Source organism: Kiritimatiellia bacterium (assembly GCA_025054615.1).
Lineage (GTDB): Bacteria > Verrucomicrobiota > Kiritimatiellia > CAIVKH01 > CAIVKH01 > JANWZO01.
This window is the reverse complement of sequence record JANWZO010000028.1, coordinates 1-23,532: the sequence shown is the minus strand read 5'-3', so window position 1 is coordinate 23,532 and position 23,532 is coordinate 1. Positions and strand designations below refer to the sequence as shown.

At 59.5% G+C, this 23,532-nt stretch carries 15 protein-coding genes, 2 tRNA genes and 3 rRNA genes; 13 read left to right on the top strand and 7 right to left on the bottom strand.

All coding sequences use genetic code 11. The annotated features are described in order from the left end of the window. Window positions 1-106 precede the first annotated feature (106 nt). On the top strand, window positions 107-403 hold the full coding sequence (locus NZ740_10180; GenBank protein ID MCS6772369.1) for a PEP-CTERM sorting domain-containing protein: 297 nt from the start codon (window positions 107-109) through the stop codon (window positions 401-403). Window positions 404-950: 547 nt separating this feature from the next. Then, window positions 951-1,850: a DMT family transporter gene (locus tag NZ740_10175; protein MCS6772368.1), complete on the top strand. Its 900-nt coding sequence runs from the start codon at window positions 951-953 to the stop codon at window positions 1,848-1,850. Window positions 1,851-2,188: 338 nt separating this feature from the next. Here the strand turns inward: NZ740_10175 and rrf are convergent. The 5 genes from rrf to NZ740_10150 form a co-directional block, all read right to left on the bottom strand. Further along, a 5S ribosomal RNA gene (gene rrf, locus NZ740_10170) occupies window positions 2,189-2,303 on the bottom strand. Between the two features lie 73 nt (window positions 2,304-2,376). Then, window positions 2,377-5,329, bottom strand: a 23S ribosomal RNA gene (locus tag NZ740_10165). A 207-nt stretch (window positions 5,330-5,536) separates the two neighbouring features. Continuing rightward, a tRNA-Ile gene (locus tag NZ740_10160) sits at window positions 5,537-5,610 on the bottom strand. 134 nt (window positions 5,611-5,744) lie between these two features. Further along, window positions 5,745-5,817: transfer RNA gene (locus tag NZ740_10155), tRNA-Ala, on the bottom strand. A gap of 241 nt (window positions 5,818-6,058) precedes the next feature. Continuing rightward, window positions 6,059-7,621, bottom strand: a 16S ribosomal RNA gene (locus tag NZ740_10150). The 16S, 23S and 5S rRNA genes sit together here with 2 tRNA genes alongside, the layout of an rRNA operon. Before the next feature lie 755 nt (window positions 7,622-8,376). Between NZ740_10150 and pyrF the strand changes: the two genes are divergently transcribed. Further along, window positions 8,377-9,099 (top strand): orotidine-5'-phosphate decarboxylase, encoded by a 723-nt coding sequence (gene pyrF / locus NZ740_10145; GenBank protein MCS6772367.1) that lies wholly within the window; start codon window positions 8,377-8,379, stop codon window positions 9,097-9,099. Between the two features lie 55 nt (window positions 9,100-9,154). Here the strand turns inward: pyrF and menD are convergent, their stop codons facing one another. Continuing rightward, window positions 9,155-10,948 (bottom strand): 2-succinyl-5-enolpyruvyl-6-hydroxy-3-cyclohexene-1-carboxylic-acid synthase, encoded by a 1,794-nt coding sequence (gene menD, locus NZ740_10140; protein ID MCS6772366.1) that lies wholly within the window; start codon window positions 10,946-10,948, stop codon window positions 9,155-9,157. Window positions 10,949-11,679: 731 nt separating this feature from the next. On the opposite strand from menD, the gene NZ740_10135 reads away from it, so the two are divergent. Next, window positions 11,680-12,981, top strand: coding sequence for a dicarboxylate/amino acid:cation symporter (locus NZ740_10135; protein MCS6772365.1), 1,302 nt, complete (start codon window positions 11,680-11,682; stop codon window positions 12,979-12,981). Here NZ740_10135 and NZ740_10130 read toward each other — a convergent pair. Further along, on the bottom strand, window positions 12,968-13,387 hold the full coding sequence (locus NZ740_10130; protein MCS6772364.1) for a secondary thiamine-phosphate synthase enzyme YjbQ: 420 nt from the start codon (window positions 13,385-13,387) through the stop codon (window positions 12,968-12,970). The two genes, NZ740_10135 and NZ740_10130, sit on opposite strands and share 14 nt — an antisense overlap. 398 nt (window positions 13,388-13,785) lie before the next feature. On the opposite strand from NZ740_10130, the gene NZ740_10125 reads away from it, so the two are divergent. The 9 genes from NZ740_10125 to NZ740_10085 form a co-directional block, all read left to right on the top strand. After that, window positions 13,786-15,312 carry a hypothetical protein gene (locus NZ740_10125; protein ID MCS6772363.1) on the top strand — a complete coding sequence of 509 codons (1,527 nt, stop codon included), beginning with the start codon at window positions 13,786-13,788 and terminating at the stop codon, window positions 15,310-15,312. After that, window positions 15,309-16,544, top strand: coding sequence for a hypothetical protein (locus tag NZ740_10120; GenBank protein ID MCS6772362.1), 1,236 nt, complete (start codon window positions 15,309-15,311; stop codon window positions 16,542-16,544). Before NZ740_10125 ends, NZ740_10120 begins: the two co-directional genes overlap by 4 nt. Next, window positions 16,541-17,500 (top strand): flippase-like domain-containing protein, encoded by a 960-nt coding sequence (locus tag NZ740_10115; protein ID MCS6772361.1) that lies wholly within the window; start codon window positions 16,541-16,543, stop codon window positions 17,498-17,500. Before NZ740_10120 ends, NZ740_10115 begins: the two co-directional genes overlap by 4 nt. Before the next feature lie 272 nt (window positions 17,501-17,772). After that, complete coding sequence (locus NZ740_10110) at window positions 17,773-18,258, top strand: nucleotidyltransferase substrate binding protein (GenBank protein ID MCS6772360.1); 486 nt, start codon at window positions 17,773-17,775, stop codon at window positions 18,256-18,258. Continuing rightward, window positions 18,245-18,499, top strand: coding sequence for a nucleotidyltransferase domain-containing protein (locus NZ740_10105; protein MCS6772359.1), 255 nt, complete (start codon window positions 18,245-18,247; stop codon window positions 18,497-18,499). Before NZ740_10110 ends, NZ740_10105 begins: the two co-directional genes overlap by 14 nt. Window positions 18,500-18,870: 371 nt before the next feature. Continuing rightward, complete coding sequence (locus NZ740_10100; protein MCS6772358.1) at window positions 18,871-19,041, top strand: hypothetical protein; 171 nt, start codon at window positions 18,871-18,873, stop codon at window positions 19,039-19,041. Between the two features lie 18 nt (window positions 19,042-19,059). Next, the gene (locus tag NZ740_10095; protein MCS6772357.1) at window positions 19,060-22,368 is read left to right on the top strand and encodes a helicase-related protein; all 3,309 of its coding nucleotides are present in this window, start codon (window positions 19,060-19,062) and stop codon (window positions 22,366-22,368) included. Continuing rightward, the gene (locus tag NZ740_10090; GenBank protein MCS6772356.1) at window positions 22,358-23,176 is read left to right on the top strand and encodes a four helix bundle suffix domain-containing protein; all 819 of its coding nucleotides are present in this window, start codon (window positions 22,358-22,360) and stop codon (window positions 23,174-23,176) included. The genes NZ740_10095 and NZ740_10090 overlap by 11 nt, the downstream gene beginning before the upstream one ends. Continuing rightward, the coding region (locus NZ740_10085) for a DUF1156 domain-containing protein (protein ID MCS6772355.1) at window positions 23,173-23,532 on the top strand (360 nt) is incomplete at its 3' end. The genes NZ740_10090 and NZ740_10085, both read left to right, overlap by 4 nt.

Sequence of the window (23,532 nt, the reverse complement as noted above, 5' to 3'; positions counted from 1 at the left end):
CTGTTAGCGGGATCGGTGGCACGCAGGTCGTCAATGTCAACATAGGTTCATGACATCAATTTTGTTCAATGGGAGTGATAAGGGGTTCGGGTACGGGACGAATGAGATGCTGTGGGAATTTACGATGGTCGATCCGACAGCGCTCAGCGAGCAGGCCAACGACCGGGAAGGCTCGGGTACGTTCATGACGAATATCACGGTCTCAGCAAGCATCGATGCGTTTCGGCTGTATGCGAATTCGTGGGTCTTCGGCGGCTATCGGAAACCCTACTACAATAATTTCGAGGTAATTCCGGAGCCATCGACGATCGCGATGGCCGCACTCGGCCTTGCCGGTCTCATCTGCCGCAGAATGCGCATATTATTCTTGGTCTCAAACCCCCGCAAAAACAACCTAAGGTAGGTCACCTCTCGGCAGGTGGCATTTTGTCTCGTTTGAAAGTCCCTCTTCTGAATGGGCAGGCGGGTGGAGGCGTTGTCGGGGCCGTCGGCGCCGGAAAGTCTCCGGGCTCACCGCGCCTCGCTACAGGTCGGCATAAAGCCCTCGCCCTCTATAGACTCGATCTGCAGCCGCGACTTCGGGAGTTCAACACCGCACCCTCAATCCGAAATCGCCGCCAGGCCCGTTTGGCCTGGCGATCACTCAGTCCCGCTTCTCGCGTCGCGTCCACGATGCGCGACGGTTTTTTCGGCCCGACTCATTGACCTTCAGGCTCATTCGCTCGTTCCGACGCATTCAAAGATCAATTATCGCAGCGGTCTTCTTCCGCAGCGATAAGGCCGATTCTATCGAGTGAGCAAGAGGATAATTTCAAAAAGCCATGACACTGCGGCGATCGCGCGTTGACACTGCTCTTATCAGCAGCTATCGCTGGACAACAAATCTTAGACACACTGGCGGAAAGGGCATGATACCCTTCGCGCTATCCGGGCCGACCGCGTCAGGTAAAATGAGTTCCCGATGTCTGTTTCTGATCTGGTGCGCAATCGTCGTCTTGGCGACGAGCGCGGGATTCCTGACGCGCTGGTGCGGCGACATACCCGCCGCGAGCATCGGTTTTTGGCGTGTTGCGGGAGCCGCGCTGGTGTGGTTGCCGTTTGGTTGGATCGAGTGGCGGCGATCTGACCGGCCACGACTGTTGACGCGTGGCGCGGTCATAAGCGGAACTTTTCTTGGCGTGCACCTGGCCTCATGGTCGTGGGCCCTGCAGAACACAACGCTGTCGAACGCCTATTTGTTCATGGGTTTGCAACCACTGTTGGCTCCCTTCGTCGCCCGACCGGTTCTTGGCGAGCGGTTGAATCGGGGAGAGTTGGCCGCTTGCTTGATGGCGTCAGCGGGGATGGCCGTGATTCTGGGAGGACAGTTCGCTATGGAACCCGAGCACCTCGCCGGGTCCTTGGTAGCGTTTGGTTCCGCGGTGATGTGCGCGAGCTTTTTTGTCTTCACACGCAAATACCGCGCGCGGCAATCGTCGATTTTATTTACGCTTGCGGTCTTCGCGACGGCCGCGTTTGTACAGGGCGCTCTCGCACTCGCGCTCGACGGCCAGATCAGCGCGGGGCAAGGCGCTGAGCGATTTGCGTTGCTGGGGTTGATTCTCTTCCCGACCGTTGGCGGACACTCCCTTTCGATCTACCTGCTGCGATATGTGAAGTCGCAACTGGTAGCGCTTGCCGTTCCGGCGCAGTTCGCCCTGGCGACGGTCGGAGCCATCTGGTTTTTTGACGAGCGCATGACTCCATGGTTGCTTGGCGGAGCCGCCCTCGTCATGGCAGGCGTGATTCTGGGTGTCATGAAGAGCGAGCCGCAAAGTTCAGTTTCAGCCGTCGCCAATCGCGAATCCTGATCCTTTTGGTACAGCAAGGATCCTTTCGTTCTGGGCGCAAGAAGACTGGACGAATCGCTCCGGTCTCACGGGAGAGCTTCAGACCCTGTGGTACCCTTATGGCCCGCCGCCCACAAGGCAGGCAGGTTGCAGGCTGTTCAAGCCCCGAGCTGCGTAGGGATCGGCGTAGCCGTACGGTGACGCAGACATGGGCCTAATCGTCGCTCTGTCTCCTTCGAAGTTTTGATGTTACGCCTTTTTGATCGGACACTTCGAGGCAGTTGAATGCCGCGAATGGTTCAATGAGATTGTATGGAAGAAAAAAGCCGGCGCCAAATGGCGCCGGCTTCTAAAATTATTCCCGGCAACGTGCTACTCTCCCGAGGACTCCACCTCAGTACCATCGCCGCTGAGGGGCTTAACGGCCGTGTTCGGAATGGGAACGGGTGTTTCCCCCTCGCCATGGTCACCGGGAAAAACCGGTCCCGCTATCTGCGGGAAAAGGGATTGCATAGGATGGGTCCACACGGCACCGAGAAGAAAATAGATGATCAAGTCGCACGGCCGATTAGTACCGGTTAGCTCAGCGCCTCACGACGCGTACACACCCGGCCTATCAAGGTCGTAGTCTTCGACCGGCCTTTAGCTCCTTGCGGAGGGGAGATCTTATCTAGGAGAAGGCTTGGCGCTTAGATGCTTTCAGCGCTTATCCGTTCCGCACATAGCTACCCGGCGCTGCCGCTGGCGCGACAACCGGAACACCAGAGGTGCGTCATTCCCGGTCCTCTCGTACTAAGGAATGGACTCCTCAAATCTCCTGCGCCCACAGTGGATAAGGACCGAACTGTCTCACGACGTTCTGAACCCAGCTCGCGTACCGCTTTAATTGGCGAACAGCCAAACCCTTGGGACCTTCTCCAGCCCCAGGATGCGATGAGCCGACATCGAGGTGCCAAACCACCGCGTCGATATGGACTCTTGGCGGTGATCAGCCTGTTATCCCCGGAGTACCTTTTGTCCGTTGAGCGATGGCGCTTCCACACGCTACCACCGGATCATTTAGGCCTGCTTTCGCACCTGCTCGACTTGTAGGTCTCGCAGTTAAGCACCCTTCTACCTATACGCTCTACGCACGATTGCCGACCGTGCTGAGGGTACCTTCGCGCTCCTCCGTTACTTTTTAGGAGGAAACCGCCCCAGTCAAACTGGCCCTCTGACACTGTCCCCCGGCCGGCTGACGGCACGGGGTTAGAATTCCGATGCCTCAAAACTGGTATTTCACTGACGGCTCCATCCCGACTGACGCCGGGACTTCACAGCCTCCCAGCTATGCTACATATGAAGAACCAGAACCCCATATCAGATTGCAGTAAAGGTTCACAGGGTCTTTCCGTCCTACTGCGGGTACCAGACACTTTCCTCTGGACTACAATTTCACCGAGATCCTCGTTGAGACAGCGCTCAAGTCGTTACACGATTCGTGCAGGTCGGAACTTACCCGACAAGGAATTTCGCTACCTTAGGACCGTTATAGTTACGGCCGACATTCACGGGGGCTTCGGGTCGGAGCTTCGCCTTGCGGCTAACCCCTTGCCTTAACCTTTCCGCATTGGTCACGTGTCACACCCTATACGTCCTCTTTCGAGTTTGCAGAGTGCTGTGTTTTTGGTAAACAGTCGCTTGAGCCCTTTCACTGCGCCTCTCCAGCGCTTGAGGTGATCGCACGCCGGGGAGGACCCCTTCTACCGAAGATACGGGGCTAGATTGCCGAGTTCCTTAACGAGGTTTCTCTCGCGCGCCTTGGTATGTTCTACCCTCCCACCTGTGTCGGTTTCCGGTACGGTCGCTCGACCGGCTCGCTAGAAGTTTTTCTCGGCAGTTGAGCCCACGCGAATCCGCATCGGCCGTAGCCTCCGCGTCCCATCCCCCCTTGATGTTACCCCGGCGGATTTGCCTGCCGGAGCCATCTCGAGGCTTGGACCGCCACTTCCAATCGGCGGCTCGCGCTACTTGCTGCGTTACTCCGTTGCTGGTAACGCCGGTCGGGCGGTGCAGGAATATTGAACCTGCTTCCCATCGCATACGTCGATTGACCTCTGCTTAGGGGCCGACTAACCCTGGGCGGACGAACCTTCCCCAGGAAACCTTGGGATTTCGGCGACCGGGATTCTCACCCGGTTTATCGTTACTCATGTCCGCATAATCACTTCTCTACAGTCCAGAGTCGGTTTCCCTTCTCCTTCGACCCGTAGAGAACGCTCCTCTACCACGCCGTCCAGGCGAACCTGAACGACATCCGCGGCGTCGGCATCCGATTTAGTCCCGTTCATTTTCGGCGCGAGATCACTTGGCTGGTCAGCTGTTACGCACTGTTTAAATGATGGCTGCCTCTAAGCCAACATCCCAGCTGTCTTCGCAATCTCACATCCTTACGCACTTAACCGGATTGGGGGGCCTTAGCCGGCGGTCTGGGCTATTTCCCTCTCGACTATGAAGCTTATCCCCCACAGTCTATCTCCGCGAGTGTCTGCCGCGGCATTCGGAGTTTAACTGGCTTCGGAACCCCGGTAAGGGCCCTAGTCCAATTAGTGCTCTACCTCCGCGGCGAGCAATCTCGCAGGCTAACCCTAAAGTTATTTCGAGGAGAACCAGCTATCACCGAGTTTGTTTAGTCTTTCGCTCCTACCCACAGCTCATCCCAAGCCTTTTCAACGGCCACGGGTTCGGACCTCCACGAGGTGTTACCCACGTTTCATCCTGGCCATGGGTAGCTCACACGGCTTCGGGTCCACGGCATGCGACTGGACGCGCATTTCGCACTCGCTTTCGCTACGGCTCCGGCCGGGCCAACGGCCTTAACCTCGCCACACACCGTGACTCGCGGACTCATTATGCAAAAGGCAAACAGTCATCCCTTGCGGGACTCCTATAGCTTGTAGGCACACAGTTGCAGGTTCTATTTCACTCCCCTCCCGGGGTTCTTTTCACCTTTCCCTCACGGTACTTGTTCACTATCGGTCATCCATGAGTATTTAGCCTTGGAAGGTGGTCCTCCCGGATTCAAGCAGGGTTTCACGTGTCCCGCTCTACTTGGGGTTCCGCTAGACTCGATTCAGGTTTCGCGTACGGGCCTATCACCCTCTATGGGGGAGCTTTCCAGAACTCTTCCGCTACCCTCTTCGATATCACATTGCGGCCCCGCAACCCCGCGGTGCAAGCACCGCGGTTTAGGCTGTTCCCCTTTCGCTCGCCACTACTGAGGGAATCGCTTGCGCTTTCTTTTCCTCAGGGTACTGAGATGTTTCACTTCCCCTGGTGTCGCTTTTCCGGACTATGGATTCATCCGGAAATGGCCCGGCATAACCCGGGCCGGGTTACCCCATTCGGAGATCGCCGGATCAAAGCGTGCTTGCCGCTCCCCGGCGCTTATCGCAGCTTGCCGCGTCCTTCATCGCCTATGGATGCCAAGGCATTCACTGTGCGCCCTTTCTAACTTGACCAAAACGCTTGGACCCGCGTTGACGATACACGCCAAACGCGGGGCAATCTTCTTCGGTGAAGATTGTATGTCCCCATCCTATGCAATTGTCAAAGAGCGGCCCGATCAACAGACCCAATGGGTCTCTCGACGGGAAATCACTTTGTGAAACGAGATACCCGTTCGCTCTGCGGATGGCGCCGGCGCGCAATCTTGCCCATTTCAAGCCTGGGCGTGCCTGGATTCGAACCAGGGACCTCGTCCTTATCAGGGACGCGCTCTAACCAACTGAGCTACACGCCCTTTGACTTGTCCCGAATGGGACGCGCTCAGGGCAGGCTCACGCGATCGGAGCACCCGGCCCGGGTTCGTCCCGGCCAGTCCGCGCCAGCACTCCACGGCGGCGCGTGATCTCGTCCGGCTGATCCTCGAAAGACTGGAGGCAACCGGGTTCGAACCGGTGACCTTCTGCTTGCAAAGCAGACGCTCTACCAACTGAGCTATGCCCCCGCGACACCGGTCTCGGAGACGCGCTCGAGCGGCTGTCCGGCTCGACATCTCGCTTCACCCGAACACTTGCTATGCGCGTTCGATAAGGAACTGGCGCGGCTTGCGCAGGCATACGGCTGCGCCATGTTACCATGGCGCGCATCCTGAACTTGCAGGATGTTTATCCTCTCGTCGGAAAGGCGGGCTCGGCAGCCAACCGAGGTCGACCACTTTGGCCAGCCTTTCGTCCGATGCTCCTTAGAAAGGAGGTGATCCAGCCGCAGGTTCCCCTACGGCTACCTTGTTACGACTTCATCCCAATCACCAACCACACCTTAGGGACCTATCCCCCTTGCGGGTTGAATCGGCCACTTCGGGTGCAATCGGCTTTCGTGATGTGACGGGCGGTGTGTACAAGGCCCGGGAACGTATTCACGGCGCCGTAGCTGATGCGCCATTACTAGCGATTCCGGCTTCATGCAGTCGAGTTGCAGACTGCAATCTGAACTGTGATCGGTTTTGGGGATTGGCTCCACCTCGCGGTTTTGCATCCTTCTGTACCGATCATTGTAGCACGTGTGCAGCCCTGGACATAAGGACCATACTGACTTGACGTCATCCCCACCTTCCTCCTGCTTGTCACAGGCAGTCCCACTAGAGTGCTCCGCTTGCGCGGGTGGCAACTAGTGGCAGGGGTTGCGCTCGTTGCGGGACTTAACCCAACACCTCACGGCACGAGCTGACGACAGCCATGCAGCACCTGTGCGGCAGCCTCGAAGGCCTCCCACCTTTCGGCGGGCATCCAGCCGCATGTCAAGCCCAGGTAAGGTTCTTCGCGTTGCATCGAATTAAGCCACATGCTCCACCGCTTGTGCGGGCCCCCGTCAATTTCTTTGAGTTTTAATCTTGCGACCGTACTCCCCAGGCGGTGCACTTAACGCGTTAGCTCCGGCACGGAAGGGGATAAAGCCTCCCACACCAAGTGCACACCGTTTACGGCTAGGACTACCAGGGTATCTAATCCTGTTTGCTCCCCTAGCTTTCGTGCCTCAGCGTCAGAAACAGTCCAGAGAGCCGCCTTCGCCACCGGTGTTCTTCACGATATCAACGCATTTCACCGCTACACCGTGAATTCCGCTCTCCTCTCCTGCCCTCGAGCCGCACAGTTTCGAGTGCCGTTCCCCGGATGATCCGGGGGCTTTCACACCCGACACGCGCGGCCGCCTACGCACCCTTTACGCCCAGTAAATCCGAACAACGCTCGCCACCTCTGTATTACCGCGGCTGCTGGCACAGAGTTAGCCGTGGCTTCCTCTGGAGGTACTATCAGAGCCGACCGGTATTAGCGGCCCGCCCGTTGTTCCCTCCTCACAGCGGTTTACAACCCGAAGGCCTTCATCCCGCACGCGGCGTCGCATCGTCAGGCTTGCGCCCATTGCGAATGATTCTCGACTGCAGCCTCCCGTAGGAGTCTGGGCAGTGTCTCAGTCCCAGTGTGGCTGACCATCCTCTCAGACCAGCTACCCGTCATCGCCTTGGTGAGCCGTTACCTCACCAACTAGCTGATAGGACGTGGGCCCATCTCGAAGCGCCAGGCCTTGCGGTCCCCAGCTTTAGATAGCGCTGCATGCGCAGCGCGACCACATTCGGTATTACCTCAGGTTTCCCCGAGCTATTCCCAACTTCGAGGTAGGTTACCCGCGCGTTACTCACCCTTCCGCCACTGAACACCCGATGTGTTGCCACACCGGATGTCCCGTTCGACTTGCATGCCTCATCCACGCCGCCAGCGTTCGTTCTGAGCCAGAATCAAACTCTCCGTAAGGAAAGTGTGTCACCGACCGACCTTTCGGACGGCCGGCTGAGATCCGGCCGGACTGCCTCACGGCAATCCCGATCTACTCAAAAAACTGACGTATCACCTCGCACAAACCACGCCACTTCCTTCCCGAAGCGGCATAGCAAGTATTCGCATGTCAAAGAACAATCAAAACGAGCGCAAAACAGTAGCGATCCGACTTCGACTGTCAAGCGCCTTTCCAAAAAATTTTTGACGCCCCAAAGAGCAGATTTGAATTGATCCCTATCGCAAAGGGAAAACCTAGCAAATTCCTAACCATTGTCAACCCCTCCAGGCCAGATTTTTATTCGGACGCTTTATCCTATTCCGCCCGAGGAAATTGCACAAAGCCCCCTCGCTTTGACCCGAAAGATCGGCCCAAGGAGCAGAATCATCTGCATCACGCGGAATGCCCTCATCCCCGCCTGAAAAGGCGACGATGCCAATTCGGTTCACTTCCGAACTACCCGCGCGGAATTCTTCGATTGCGGCGAATCAGCCGACCAAATAGAGCTCGATATCCATGGAACGAATTCCGAACCACGCAATCGACCGTCGATTGAAGCATCTGAAATCCCCGAGATCATGGCTCGATTCGATCACTTTCGGCCACAAGGTTCTGTTACACGCTTTTGCAGTGTCTAATCGCGCCGTTGCTGTGTCGCGCCTCGTATAATGCAACGCTCTCCGCAAAGTAAAATTCCTTTCTCCGGCCTTCGAGATCTGGCATGAACAGCACCATGTCGTCTGAACCCGCTCTTGTGGTCGCACTCGATGTGCCGTCAACCGCCGATCTGCACCAGGTTCTTTCCCAAATGCCATCCGATGTGGAGTGGTTCAAAGTCGGCTTGGAGCTGTTCACTGCCGAAGGACCCTCCGCTCTCGAGCCGCTGAAAACTCGCCGGGCGCGGATCTTCCTCGACCTCAAACTGCACGACATTCCACGCACCGTCGCCAGGTCGGTTCGATCCGCCGCCCGGTACGGCGTGCAGATGCTTACGATTCATGCGTCAGGGGGACGCGCGATGGTGCGCGCCGCAGCCGAAGCCGCGCAGGAATTCGGAACCGCGCGTCCAAGGATCGTCGCTGTCACCGCCCTGACGAGCCTTTCTGACGTCGACCTCGTCGATCTCGGGATCAAACGGTCCATGCAGCAACAGGTGTTAGCCCTCGGGCGCCTCGCTCTTGAGTCCGGCGCCGACGGGCTGGTGTGTTCGCCGCTGGAGGTCGAATGGCTCCGGCGCGAATTCGGTCCCGAACCGCTCCTCGTCACTCCGGGCATCCGAGCCGCAGGCGAGACGCGCGGCGATCAACAACGCACGTTGTCGGCCGCCGAGGCCACGCGGGCGGGGTCAACTCACGTGGTCGTGGGGCGGCCAATCTTGGAGGCGTCCGACCCTCACGCAGCCGCACTCCGAATTCTCGAAGAGATCCGCGGCGCTCGGAGGCTGCTCGACGACTAGTCTGACGATCCGAAATCCTCGGCAGAACTCAACCCTCCCAAGAACCGCCGAGGGGTCAATCGATCCGGCTCGCAGAACGCTGAAGGGTCCTCACGAGTTGCGCGGTTTGCGATCGATACGTTCGCACCTCGATCAGCGCGGCCTCTCCGCGACGAAGGGCTTCCGACCATGCCCTCCGGAACGCCTCTGGAGAATCCGGGCAAATGTAATGAATGCCGAACAATGCCGCAGCATGGCGAAAGGTCAGACCGTGAGGTGCGGCGAAGACACGCTCGAAATGCCGCGATGTCTCTGCGATCGGTAACAGCGAAAAAATGCCGCCGCCATCATTGTTGACTATCACGAGGACTACGGGTTGGCCCGCTCTGCGGATTAGCCCTAACGAATTCAGGTCGTGCAACAGCGTCAGGTCCCCCAAAAGCGCCGTCAGTGGCCGGCGCGCGCCTAGAGCTACACCGGCCGCCGTCGCAATCTGACCGTCGATGCCGCTCAATCCGCGGTTTGCAAACACGCGTACAAACGCGCCGCTCGCTGACGAAAACGTGGCCGCCATTCGAACCGGCAGGCTGTTGCCGACAAACCACGCGTGATCGGCGGGGATCATCCTCGAAAGGAACCATGCAAGCCCCGGCTCCGTGAGTGTGCGGCCGCGCTGAAAACGCGTCTCGAGCATGCGCTCCACACGCAACGATGCGGAAGCCCACTTCTGCCCTCGAACCGATTCGGTCGCCTTGGGCACTACTTCGCTTAGCGCCCGCGCGATCACCGTCGGATCGCCCACAACGCGAATGGCCGTGCCGTGCGAGGGATCCGTCCTGCGCTCCGCAGCGTCCACCCAAACGCGCAAAGGCCGACCGCGCACAGCGGAACAATCGAGAAAACGCCGAGTAATCAGTGCGGAACCAAACTGCAACAACGCACACGACGACGCATCGTGTCGATAGGCTTCACTGCATAAAAGCAAATCGGCATGCGCCACGATGGGCGGCGCCGAAGCACCGAGCCGCAAACCGGACTGCAAATCTGGTAAAAGCGGCCACTGCAGCCGTTCGGCCAGCTTCGCCACCTCGTGGGCGGCCTCCGGCGCAAGAGCGCCCGCCACAATGATGCCCTGCCGCTGACCGGAAATCGCTTTTATGATGGGGTCAACATCCCATCCCCCGTCCGCTCGGTTGTTCCGCGCTATGGCAGCGGTCCAGGGCCTGCCGGATGTCGGCCAATCAGCCAGTGCCCGTACAAGTTGTTTTCGATTGTAGCGTTGCGCAATGGGCGCCAGAGGTTCGCGGAACAGGCAGTTTACATGGACCGGTCCGCAGGGCGGCGTAGTGGCAGCCCGGACCGCTTCATCCACAGCCGACAGCACAAAACCCGGATCCATGCAGTCGTCTGGTGGCGGCAACTCGATAAAGGTTTTGACGAACGAGCCAAACAATTTCACCTGATCGGTCGCCTGATTGGCGCCACAATCCCGCAATTCGGGCGGCCGATCCGCCGTCAATGCCAGAAGCGGAATTCCGGCATGATGCGCCTCGGCGATCGCGGGCAGAAGATTCGTCGCCGCGGTTCCCGAGGTTGTAACGATCGCGGCGGGCCTGCCCGAGCCCCGCGCCACGCCTAACATGAAGTACGCGAGCCCGCGTTCATCCGGGTGAATGATGGCGTCCACAGCGGGATGTCCGGCGAAGCTTTCCGCCAAAGGCGCCGATCTCGAGCCAGGCGCAATACCGACGTTTCGAACCCCCAGTCGCACCAGCTCCTCGACCATCAACTCCGCAGAAAAATAGTTCGCATTTGGCGCATGCATAAAAGACTTATAGGCCGAGAAGCCCCGCTCCTCAATCGCGATCACCTTTCACAGAGACATCTGGAAAGACTTTATTCCAAATCTACTCGCAGCCTTTTTAGCATTCTACCATCTCCTATCCCTTTGAGCCTGCCTCCTGAACGTTCTACTGCAATACATTAGCGAATAATATAACACGACACTTTGTTAGAATATCGTCGTAGTGAAATATTTCATATTCGCACCTTTTGCTTAATTGTCGCCGCTCAACTAGATTTAAGATGGGATCCTTTTTCGATCATGCGAGGCGGTCCGTATCGCGGATTTGTATACTCCGATATTCATCTTGAACATCGAGGTAGATGGATTACTTTTCGGCTTCGTAATCATTGTGCAGATTAACTCTCGACTCGCCGAAATAATTTGGCGCTGATTGAAGTTTTTGAAGCCGATCCGCGATTCTGCAATGAATATTGATTATCACTCCGTAGAGCAACCCTCAAGGATGGTTACACCAGAAAACATTATACGCATAACCGACACCGCAGGATGCGGTGTGATCGACTGTTTTCCCTCTTCATGCACCGAGGCTTGACGTATAAGTTACTTAGATCTGATAGATATACTTCCTGTCTCCAACAGTTATTAGCAGGCTTCGCCAGCCGAGTCGTAATCGAACCACGTTCCCAATGATCAGCGTCTCTTGATTCGCGCCAGGCAGAAGCGATCTGCCGGCCGCCGAACTATCCATTCAAGAGTCTTTTCGGGTTTGGCGCGCGTCTGATATGAATGTTCGTATGCGTCGTCTGCTCAACTTGCCATTGCATCAGCAAATCGCACTGGCTCTGGCCGCGGCGATTCTCGCTGGCTTGGTCACCGGCGGATTGACGGGAAAGCCTCTGCCGTGGGCCCTGCACATCTACCGCGTAGTGGGGACTTTATTTCTCAATGCATTGAAGATGATCACGATCCCGCTCGTCGTCACCGCCGTCATCCACGCCATCGCCCAGATTGGCGGCGCGCGCGAGTTCGGTCGCCTGGGGGCCAAAACGTTCGCATTCTATCTGACCACAACGACCATCGCGGTGCTCACTGGGCTACTGTTCGTCCAAGCGATTCGGCCTGGTATCGTCAACGCCCGGCCGGCGCGCGAATTAATCGGCCTGACGGCGGATTCTGAAGCAATCAAACAGCGGGTCGCCGGCCGATCGCTGCAGGATTTTACCGACGTCGTACTGCGCATGGTGCCAGAAAATGTCGTGCAGGCGGCCGCACAGGGCGATCTCTTGGGGTTGATCGTATTTTCCTTGCTGACCGGCTTCTTCCTCGCCCGAATGCCGGGATCTGCGGGAGCCTCCCTGCGCATCGGAGTTCAGGCCGTGTTCGAGCTGATGATGCGCATGACCGAATGGATCCTGCGGTTCGCGCCGCTGGGCGTTTTCGCACTGGTCGCGCGCGTGGTCGCGACCACCGGCCTGGAGGCGTGGAGGCCACTTGCGGCTTTCTTTGCCTCGGTGGTCCTGGCGCTTGGCACGCATCTTTTCGTGACGATGCCGCTATTGATTTTCGCGTTCGCTCGGGTCAATCCCATTCGCCATTTTCGCGCCGTGGCGCCGGCCATGCTGACGGCGTTTTCCACAAGTTCTTCGAACGCAACCCTGCCCGTCACGCTCGAATGCCTCGAAAAGCGGGCAGGCGTGTCTAATCGAATTGCGGGATTCGTCGCGCCACTGGGGGCCACGGTCAACATGGACGGCACGGCGCTGTACGAATGCGTCGCCGCCCTCTTCATCGCGCAGGCCTACGGACTTGAATTGAGCTGGGCTGCGCAAGCTACTGTCGTCGCGCTCGCGATCCTCACTTCCATCGGGGTGGCCGGTATCCCGGCAGCCAGCCTCGTGGCCATCGTCGTGATCCTGGAAACCATCGGCCTGCCGCCGGAGGGCATCGGACTCCTGCTCGCCACCGATCGAATCCTTGACATGTGCCGTACCGCGGTGAACGTCTTCGGCGACACCGCGGCGGCGGTAGTTATCGCAAGATCGGAAGGGGAGGCAACCGGTCTCGAAGGCGGATCTGCCTCGCCTATTCGCCGATGATTTTCACCAGGACGCGCTTGTTGCGCCGACCGTCGAATTCCCCATAGAAGATGCATTCCCACGGCCCAAAATCCAGCCGCCCGTTGGTGATCGCCACTACCACCTCCCGCCCCATGATCGTTCGCTTGAGGTGCGCATCCGCATTGTCCTCGCCGGTATCGTTGTGCGCGTACTGGCTGTGCGGCTTTTCCGGCGCGAGTTTCTCGAGCCAGCGTTCGAAATCGCTGTGTAGGCCCGACTCATTGTCATTGATGAAGACGCTCGCCGTAATGTGCATCGCGTTCACGAGGCACAGCCCTTCCTTCACCCCGCTTTCGCGCACACACTGCTCGACCTGGGGCGTGATGTTCACAAACCCCCGGCGCGTCGGCAGATTGAACCACAACTCCTTGCGGTAACTTTTCATCTTATCCCGACTCCCAAGTCCGGCCGCTTGAGTTTTGTTACAGCGGAACCCGTTGAGCATTTCCGATTGTCCCGTTTTCGGCAAGCCGGAGTAGGCAGCGCAACCCCCTGGGACGAGCAGCCGCCGTATCGGAGCGAGCCCTTCTTTTCGAACCTCAGAGCCGGTTCGCAAAATTTCCATGCCATGGAAAAAAATTTTGGGCGTTTTCCATTCCATGGAAATTTCCATAGCATGGAAAAACGGGCGGCATAGCGGTTTGACGGGAAACGATCGAATCGCAGCCGAGACGCCGGCGTCGGTTCGAGGAAGCTGGCCGCCAAATGCCCCGAGAAATTTGCCAGGCCGTGCTTGCGCGTAAACATGCCTTCTGAATACTGCCTCGCATGGAGCGCCGCTGGATGCTGATTCGTTGGGCAGCTATTTTTTGCCTGCTCTGCCTGCTCCATCTCTTTAGGGACAATGTCGAGGGCAACGAGCTCCACAAATTCATCGAGGCTGTTGCAACCCGAAATCCGAATTGGCTGCCCGGCGCATATGCGGAAAAACCGGATTCAAGCCTTCGCCATTTGATTTTCTACGCTTCGTTCGTTCCGCTGTTGGAGCGCGACCATTTTCTGGCGGCGTCGATTGTCGGTCGCGTCGCAGCCTATGCCCTCTTGGCGGGCGGCTTGGCGTATGTCACGCGCCGGATGGGTCTGGCGACCGGATGGGCACTTGGTGTGGTGTACGCCATGTATGTCATCCGATCGATGGCTGCGGGCGAATGGATCATCGGCGGCGTGGAGCCCAAGGTCTTCGCCTACGGGATCGTGTTTTTTGTGATGGGGCTGTTGACCCTGGAACATTTGCCGTGGCTACGCATCGCGATGCTGCTCGCTGCGGCGACCCTCGTGCATGTGTTGGTCGGCCTCTATGCGACCTTCTCCTCTCTGGCTGTCTGGTTGGCGATGGTCTGGCAGCGTACCGGAACCGCGCGGCGTATTCCATGGAATGTCATTCTGGTGGGCGGTTTCGTCGGCCTCGCTTTCGTGGGGCCGGCATTTGAGCATTTTTCGTCCGATTGGGACCGCGAGGATGCGCGGATCTATGTGACCCTTCGGTCGCCGCACCACCTAGACCCCTCCCATTGGCCGCTGGCCGCTTGGTTGCGCCTCGCCGGGTTTTCGGCGCTTTTTGCGCTCGCCTGGCTCATCGCGGCTCGCCGCTCACCGACGGCTGCGTCCGCGCACCGCCTCGGGGTTTTCTGCGCGGCGAGTTTCATTCCCCTCGTGATCGGGCTTCTCGCGTCGCCCTTTCCGATCCGATGGTACGTCTTGCCCTATTATCCGTTTCGATTCGCCGATGTGATGATTCCATTCGGCGTACTTATGCTCGGCGCGCTTGCCCTGCAGCATTCGATTTCGCCGCGATGGTCCAAGGCGGCCCAGGTTGGAATTGTCGCCGCGCTCTCCATCCTCGTCGTTCCTTTTTGCCGGGACGCGCTCGCGCTGCGTCGTTTTCCCGTCGACCCGTACAGCGGGGTTACGGAAGATTGGTATGCCTGCATGAAATGGATTCGTTCCAACACCCCTCCGGATGCCCTCTTCGTGGTGCCGCCGATCGCGAGCGAATCCTTCCCCTGGCTGGCGCGCCGGCGCGCGCTGGCAGTGTTCAAGCACACCAGCCTCAGCGGGGGATTGAAAGAGTGGGAGAGGCGCATGTCCGACCTGGCGGGTTGGCAGGGCCCCTGGCCGGCCCGCGGCTGGGACGCGGCCCGACTCATCGCCGAGCGGTACGACCGCCGAACCACGCCGGAGGCGGAGGCGCTGATGGCAAAATACGGCGCCGGCTATTGGATCGCCCGCGCGGGAAAACAGACACTCGATCTTCCCGCAGTCTTTTCCAACCGTGAATTCGTGGTCTATGCAAGGAGACCTGAGAAATGAGCAACGAACCTCCCCGACTTCTGGTTCTCTACATTCCCTCGCTAGACCGGCGCCGGATGGATCCGGATGTAACGCCCTACCTCAGCAGCCTCTTCTCGCGGCGAAGGGTGATCGAACTGGAAACCGTCCCCACTGTTGAAATGCTGCCCACGATCCTGACGGGACAGTGGCCGCATGAGCATAAATTTTGGCAGGTCAAGCTGCGACCCCGTCGACCGCGCACTTGGCTGCAACGCGCCGTGGACGCCCTGCCGCCGCGGGCCGTCACTGCGGCCCAATGCGTGGTTCACCGATTCCGCCCCTCATTCGATTTGCCAACCATCGAGCCGCGGCGGAGGCGAGAGTTTATCACGTACCGCGTAAAGCAGGTGCGCCTCGCCGGCAGCGATGTCTCGACCTTTGATTTCTTGGGGGCGCCGACTGTTTTCTCTGCTCTCGGCGGAAAAGGCCGCTATCAGATTCTTAGAACCATGAAGCTCGGCGACCAAGTCCTTGAGGCGGTTTCTAAGGATTCATACTCGCTTGAAATTCTGGATTTATATGCGCTCGACATCCTCTGCCACTGGAATCTGGACCGTCCGGAGGTCGTTCGCGAAGGCTACAGGAGGACCGACGAGTTGGTCCGGCGCGCCCACGAACTGGCGCAGCAACAGAAGATGCGCACGATCCTTCTCGTGGACCACGGACAGGAGCTCGTGCGAGAGTACATCGACGTGCCGGCCTTGCTGGCGGAATCCGGTGTTCCCGAGGAGGAGTACTGCTATTACCTCGAGGTGGTTAGTGCGCGCTTCTGGTTTTTCACCCCCCGCGCCCGGGAGGCCATTTGCCGTGTGCTCTCGACCGCGAAGGGCGCCGATTTGCTGACGAACGACGACATGGCGCGCTACCATGTGGCCTTTCGCGATGAGGACGGATGGGGGGATGTGTATCTGATTGCGAAACCGGGCTTCGCGTTCTTCCCCCACGATTTTTATCATCCGCTCGTGAATGCCTATATGGCCCGGAAAGCGCCGGAACATGCCGCCCGGCGGTACAATCCGCGACATCGCGGAACGCACGGCCATCTGCCGACGTCTCCCTCGGAAATCGGCCTGCTGGTTTCGTTGGACGATGATCTCGAGGCCGTGGCGGACAAGGGCATGATCATTGATGCCGCGCCGACGATGCTCTCCTTGCTGGGACAACCCATCCCGCCCACAATGCGCGGCCGTCCCCTTTTCCGCGCCTCATGACCTTCCTCCCACGCGCGAAGGCGGCTCGATCCCTCCTCCGATGGCTCCTGGCAGCCGGACTGCTGGCGGCGCTTTTTGTCGCCGTACCGGCGCGCGAGGTGGCTTCGGTCCTCGCTGAAGCATCGCCCGCAAAGCTGTCTGTGGCCGCGGCTCTCTTCTTGGCCGGACATGCGGCGCACACCGGGAGACTCTGGCTACTCATTCGAGCCGTACGGTTGCGCTGGACCTGGCGCGAGGTGGCGCACTTTCATTTCACGTCGATGGCATACGCGCTGGCGTTGCCGGGCGGATCGGTTGCGGGAACCGCAGTGCGTATTTATCGGCTCAGCGATGGCGGGCGTGAACTCGGCGCGTCCAGCGCGGCGCTCATCGTGGATCGCCTGGCAGCAACGCTGACCCTCGGCCTATCCGGTCTGCTATGCGCCGGACTCGGCTCGTTTCACGCAGACCCACCCGTGCTGACAGTGATGCTCGCGGTTTTTGCAGGCGGATCGATCCTGATGGCGCTCGCCGTTGCCGGCGCCGCCCGCGTACCGTTCGCGGCGGCCTGGCTGGCAAAGAGAGGCCTTTCGCAAGGCGCGCCCATTCGGCCTGCGTTGACTGCCTGCGCGATCTCGCTCGGGGTCCATGTCATCGGCATTGCCGCGTTCACGGCCGCCGCAGGCTCGCTGGGCCTGATGCCAGGTGTTTTACCCCTTGGGTACGCGCGCGCGGCGATGATCATCGCCGCTATGTTGCCGATCAGTGTCGCCGGTCTCGGCGTGCGAGAAAGCGCCGCGCTCTTGGTGCTGGGCGGCATGGGCGTTCCGCCGGACCGGGCGGTGGGCCTCTCGTTTATGGTTTTCATCCTCGGCTGGCTGCTCCCTGCGCTGCTCGGCGGCTTTTTGGAAATCGCCGCGCTTCTCCGTCGTACGCGCCAAGCTGAGACGCGCCAGGACCTAAACCAAGCACCCTAACTAAGGATCCGCATGCAAAGTATGCCGGTCCTTTTCTCGATGCCTAACCGGGGCGCACACTTCCTACCGGCTCCATCCAGCTCGCCAACCGGCTCAGTGAGAAGCGGCTGATACCTAAAATCGGACACCTCCCCAACCGCCGTTTTTAATAGGTACCGCGGCGAATATTCTTCGTTGAGTCGGAGAGACATTCGACAGAGACCGTCATCGATGGTAAATGAATTCGTTACTTCGCACGTCCTTGAACAAAAGTAATTCGCAGGGCCGGAGAGATGTCGCTCGAATTAGAAAGCTTCGAGACGGCGGTAACCGCCCTCAAGCAAGTCTTTGCGAAAAGCGAGGACAAGTCGTTCATGGCGTCACTCGACTCCGTCGCTCAGCACGCGATTCGATCGGGCGCAATTCAGCACTTTGAAGTCACTTACGAATTATGCTGGAAATTGATGAAGCGATGGCTCGAAAGCAATGTAAGCCCGGGAATGGCCGAGGGCGTGACGCGCCGCGAACTCTTTCGACTAGCCGCGGAGCAACGACTCATTTCCGATGTGGAGCGATGGATGCACTACCACGCCGCCCGAAATGAAACCTCGCATACCTACAACGAACCGACGGCCGAAAAGGTCTATTCGGTCATCCGCGATTTTGTGGAGGACGCCGATGCACTTCTGGCGACGTTGAAGGCCCGCAATAATCGAGATTCGTCCACACGAGCTCGAGACGATCCGGCGCATTTTGCGCCAGCATGTGCCGGAATGTAAGGTGCTCGCTTTCGGCTCACGCGTCGAGGGGAACGCAAAGGCTTATTCTGACCTGGACCTTGCCATCGTCGGAGAACGCGTACTGCCCTTCAAAACGGTATGGCGCCTGAGAGAAGCCTTTGAAGAGTCTGACCTGCCCTTCCGCGTGGACGTCGTCGATTGGCACGCTGTCTCTGAAAAATTCCGCGACGTAATCAAAAAACGATCCGTCCCGATTCAAGAGGCCCACAAAGACATTTGACGCGCCGCCGACCAGCCGCAGAAAGGGTCCGAAGAAGTAGAACAAAACCGCGTGACCTTCTGCGCTTCGCGCCTCATCCGCTCACAACTTCGGCCCGATGTGATATTCTCCGCACGATTAGAGAATCCATCGTCTAACGGATGATCCCAACCAAGGGGAATCTGGTCCTACCGACCGGCGAATCGCTGGGTGTCGAGATCACAGGGTGGGTGCTTCGCAGTTTGCCGGTGAGGATCTCGACGGTATTCCGCGGATCGACACCCTATCAGATGCGCGAAAACTTTTTCGACCCGTTACCTCGCTACGTCAAAGGGTCAAATCAACCGGCTGGTCTTAGAAGCAGGTTTGATAGAGAGCCAAACGGAATAAACATGCTGACTCAGCTAGACGCTTTTCTTGTCGTCGAGTTGCTGATGGGTTTGAGGGCTTTCGGCACCGATGATGATGTTCGCACGCTGTTTTTGGGGGACCTCGCCAACGGGCCGTCCAAGATTCTTGCAGTGGACGACGGCCTGTTGTGTACTCTCGCCAACGGCCGGTGAATTCCGGCCTTTCCAAACATGAACGACAAACCGATCCAACCGGGGGATGTATTGGAAGCTCCCTTCTGGCCGGAACCGGTTCGTGTGGTTAGAGCCACATCTCTTGGCCGGCGTTTCAATGTCGAATGCGTCGGCACACAGTCCCAAAAGTATTATTCGCGAATTTTGAGCGACAGCGATGTCGCCGTGCTGCGTCACCTTGATATCCGCGGTCGAGATTTTCGAGGCCGGGCCGAGGCGTTCTTTCTTGGGATCGAGGCCCATCGGGTTCGATTCGCCCAGCAATTCGACCCGATCTTCGCGGTGAACACCTCGCAGGTAGACCCGCTTCCGCATCAGATTGAGGCGGTCTATCACTACATCCTGCAGAGTCCTCGGATCCGATTTCTGCTCGCCGACGATCCCGGCGCTGGGAAAACCATCATGACCGGCCTCTTGCTGAAGGAACTCAAATACCGCGGGCTCGTCCGGCGCGTCCTCATCGTCGTGCCCGGCCATCTCAAAGATCAATGGCTTCGCGAAATGAAGGAGCGGTTCGGCGAGACTTTTACCGTCGTGGACCGCAGCGTGATGGACGCGTCATGGGGCCGCAACATCTGGCAGGAACAGCCGCAGGCCATCACGTCGATGGATTTTGGCAAACAGGACGACGTGATGGCCACATTGGCCGAGGTTCGATGGGACATCGTCGTAGTCGACGAAGCGCACAAAATGGCGGCGTACCGTTACGGCGACAAAACTGATAAGACCGGGCGTTACCGCCTGGGCGAATTGCTGTCGCGCACCAGCCAATTCCTGTTGTTCCTGACGGCGACGCCGCACCGAGGCGATCCGGAAAACTTCCGCCTGTTCCTTGACCTTCTCGTACCTGCGATGTTCGCCAATACAACTCTGCTGCGCGAATCGATTCAAAACCGCGACAACCCTCTCTTCCTGCGTCGACTCAAGGAGGACCTGCGCGATTTCGAGGGCCGACCTCTCTTCCCGCCGCGCCGCGTCTTTACCAAAGCCTACCGGCTGAATGATGACGAGAGGCGCCTTTACAACGCCGTCACTCAGTACGTCCAGCGGTCTTATAACAAGGCCCTTCAAAGCGAAAAACGCAACGTCGCTTTTGCCCTGCTCATCCTGCAGCGGCGCCTGGCCTCCAGCGTGCGCGCCGTCCGCCGTTCGCTCGAACGCCGCAACGTTCGTCTCGAACAACTCCTCTCTCTGGGCCAGTGGCTCGCCGAAGGCAGCCGGCTCGACGAAGATGAATTGGAAGATGCCTCAGAGACCGAACGTCTCCGTCGAGAGGAAGAACTGGTCGAGCGGCTCACCGCTGCCGAGACCCGCGAGGAACTGCAGGCTGAGATCCAGACCCTTGGCGAGCTCATCCGCCTGGCCAAAGATGCCGAGCGCCATGAGGTCGAGACCAAGCTGAACGAACTGCGCCGCGTCATCAGTGAGAAAAAAATCCAGGAGACCCGCGAGAAACTGCTTATCTTCACCGAATCGCGCGAAACCCTCGAGTACCTGGTCGAGAAGCTCAAAAACTGGGGCTACACCGTCGCCCAATTGCACGGCGGCATGAGCCTCGAACTGCGCATCCGCGCCGAGCACGACTTCCGCGAAAAAGCTCAGGTCATGGTGTCCACCGAGGCCGGCGGCGAGGGCATCAACCTCCAGTTCTGCTCGCTCATGGTCAATTATGACCTGCCGTGGAATCCAAACCGGCTTGAACAGCGCATGGGCCGCATTCACCGCTATGGCCAGCAGAGAGAGGTGAACATCTACAACTTGGTGGCCGCCGACACCCTCGAGGGCAAGGTCATGCAGGCGCTCTTCCAAAAGCTCGAGCGCATCCGCGATGCCCTGGGCAGTGACCGGGTCTTCGATGTCATCGGCGAGGTCATCCCGGGCCGCACCCTGAAAGACCTCATCGTGGACGCCATCGCTCAGCGTCGGACTCTCGACGAAATCATCGCCGAAATCGAGACCGTGCCGGACGAGGAAGCGGTGCGAAAAGCTCGCGAGGCCGTGCTTGAAGCCTTGGCCACGCGGCATATAGACATCAGCCGCCTCCTGGGCGAAGACCGGCGGGCCCGCGAACACCGACTCGTTCCCGAGTACATTGAGCAGTTCTTCCTCCGGGGCTGCCGGTTTCTGAGCCTGCATGTCGAGCAGCGACGCGATGGCCTCTGGCGCGTGCCAATCGTGCCCTGGGATTTGCGCAATGTGTCCCTGACCTTCAAGCACCAGTTCGGTGAGGTCTTCAGCGAATACCACAAGCTGGCGTTCGACAAGCAGATCGCCCGCCGCCAGGAAGCCGTCTTCGTCGCGCCCGGCCACCCTCTGCTGGAGTCGATCATCGAGCAATTGCTCCAGGAATGCGTCGACGACCTGCGCCGCGGCGCCCAGTTCGCCGATCCCGACGGGCGACTCGACGGCTGGATTTGGTTTCTAATTGGCGAACTCCGCGACGGCGCCGATCTCATTGCGGGACAGCGGTTGTACGCCCTCTATCAGCCGCGGGACGGCGACGAACTACGCCTGCTTAACAGCAGCGTGTTGTGGGATCTAGTGCCCCATCCAGCGGATTTGCCCGACCTGTCGGATCCGTCGGATCAGCCGGTGCTCGGCTTTGCCATCGAGCATGTACTGGAAAGCTATCGCGCCGAGCTGCTGGCACAGCGCCAGCGCGACGCTGCCATAAAGCAGAAATACGGCGTGCGCTCGCTGGAGCAAATGCTCCTAGAGTCGCAGGCCAAGCTGATTGACTACGAGACCCGTCGTGCCAAGGGCGAACCCATCCCGGACGTGGAACTGCGCAACGAGGAACGACGCCGCGAGGAATTGCAGGCACGCAAACAGGCGCTCGAAGAGGAAATCCAACGCGAGATTAGTTTGCTGCCTTCCGCGCCGCAGATTCTGGGTGTGGCGCGGGTGATACCGAAACCCGCCGGTGACCCGGCCATGCGCTCGGATGCCGAGATCGAGGCCATCGGGATGCATGTGGCTCTGGTGCACGAGCGCGCCCAGGGCCGGACGCCCACCGATGTGTCGCGCGAAAACCTCGGCTACGACATCCGGTCGGAGGCGCCGGACGGCGCGGTGCGGTACATCGAGGTCAAAGCCCGTGCCGCTACCGGCCCGATCGTGCTCACGCCCAACGAATGGCTCATGGCTCAGCGGCTGGGGCCCGACTACTGGCTTTACGTGGTGGAAAACGCCGCTAGCGAACCAAAGCTGTTTACTCTGCAAAACCCCGCGGGCAAACTTCGCCCCGAAGAAGTGGTTGAGATCGTGCGGTTTGTGGTCAAAGACTGGAGGCAATATGCAGAGTAGATCCGACCGATCAGACCGGTCCGACCGATCACCGCGCCGCCTCCGCCCCAGTGGCGGTTACCGGCAGGCCGCCAGTTTTCAGACCGCCACACTCATCTACGATGCCACCTACTGGTTTTGCGAGAAGTACCTCGACCCGCGCTCGCGCACGGTGGACCAAATGGTGCAGGCGGCGCGTAGCGGCCGGCAGAACATTGCCGAGGCCAGCCGCGCCGCCGCCACTTCCTCCCAGACCGAGTTGCGCCTGCTCAACACCGCCCGGGCCAGCCTGGAGGAACTGCTGCTGGACTACGAAGATTACCTGCGCCACCGCCACCTGCCGCAATGGGCACCCGACAGCGCGGAAGCGCGCGCGGTGCGCGCGGTGGCGGCGCGCATGCGCCGCCAACGTGATCAGACTGAGCAGACTGATCCGGCCGATCCGCCCGATGAGCAATACCGCAAGCTGTGGGCGCATTACGCCCCCTGGCTGGAGCACGCCGACCCGGCGGTGCGGGCCAACGCGCTGATTTGCCTGATCCACCAGGCCAACTACTTGCTCGACCAGCAGATCAGCGCCCTGGAGAAGGCCTTTGTGGAGGGCGGCGGCTACAGCGAGCAACTTGCCGCCGCACGGCTGGCCCACCGGGCCAGAAAAGATCCGCCTGATCCGACCGATCCGACCGATCGGATACCCACTTGCGCGCGGTGCGGCAAACCCATGGCCCTGCGCACGGCGCGCACCGGCAAAAACGCCGGGCAACAGTTCTGGGGCTGCACCGGCTACCCGGAGTGCAAGGGCGCACTGCCACTGGACGGAGCACCATGAAAAAACTCCTCGAAAGCGACTTCCCGATCCGCGTCGTCTCGGCCGAGAGCGTGCGGGAGAAGAACATCCGCCACGGTCACATCAGCACGCTGCACATCTGGTGGGCGCGCCGGCCGCTGGCGGCATCGCGCACGACCGCGCTGGCTGCGCTGCTGCCGGATGACCCACGCCACCGGAACGAGTGGCTGGAGCTGGTGCGGCAAATTGCGCCGTGGGAGGTGGTAAGCGGATCCGACGGATCAGGCGGATCAGACCGATCGCCTGTGGCCAAAGCGCGGCGGTTGATCCGCCAGGCCTACGGCGGACGCGCGCCGCGCGTGCTTGACCCGTTTGCCGGGGGCGGGGCGATCCCGCTG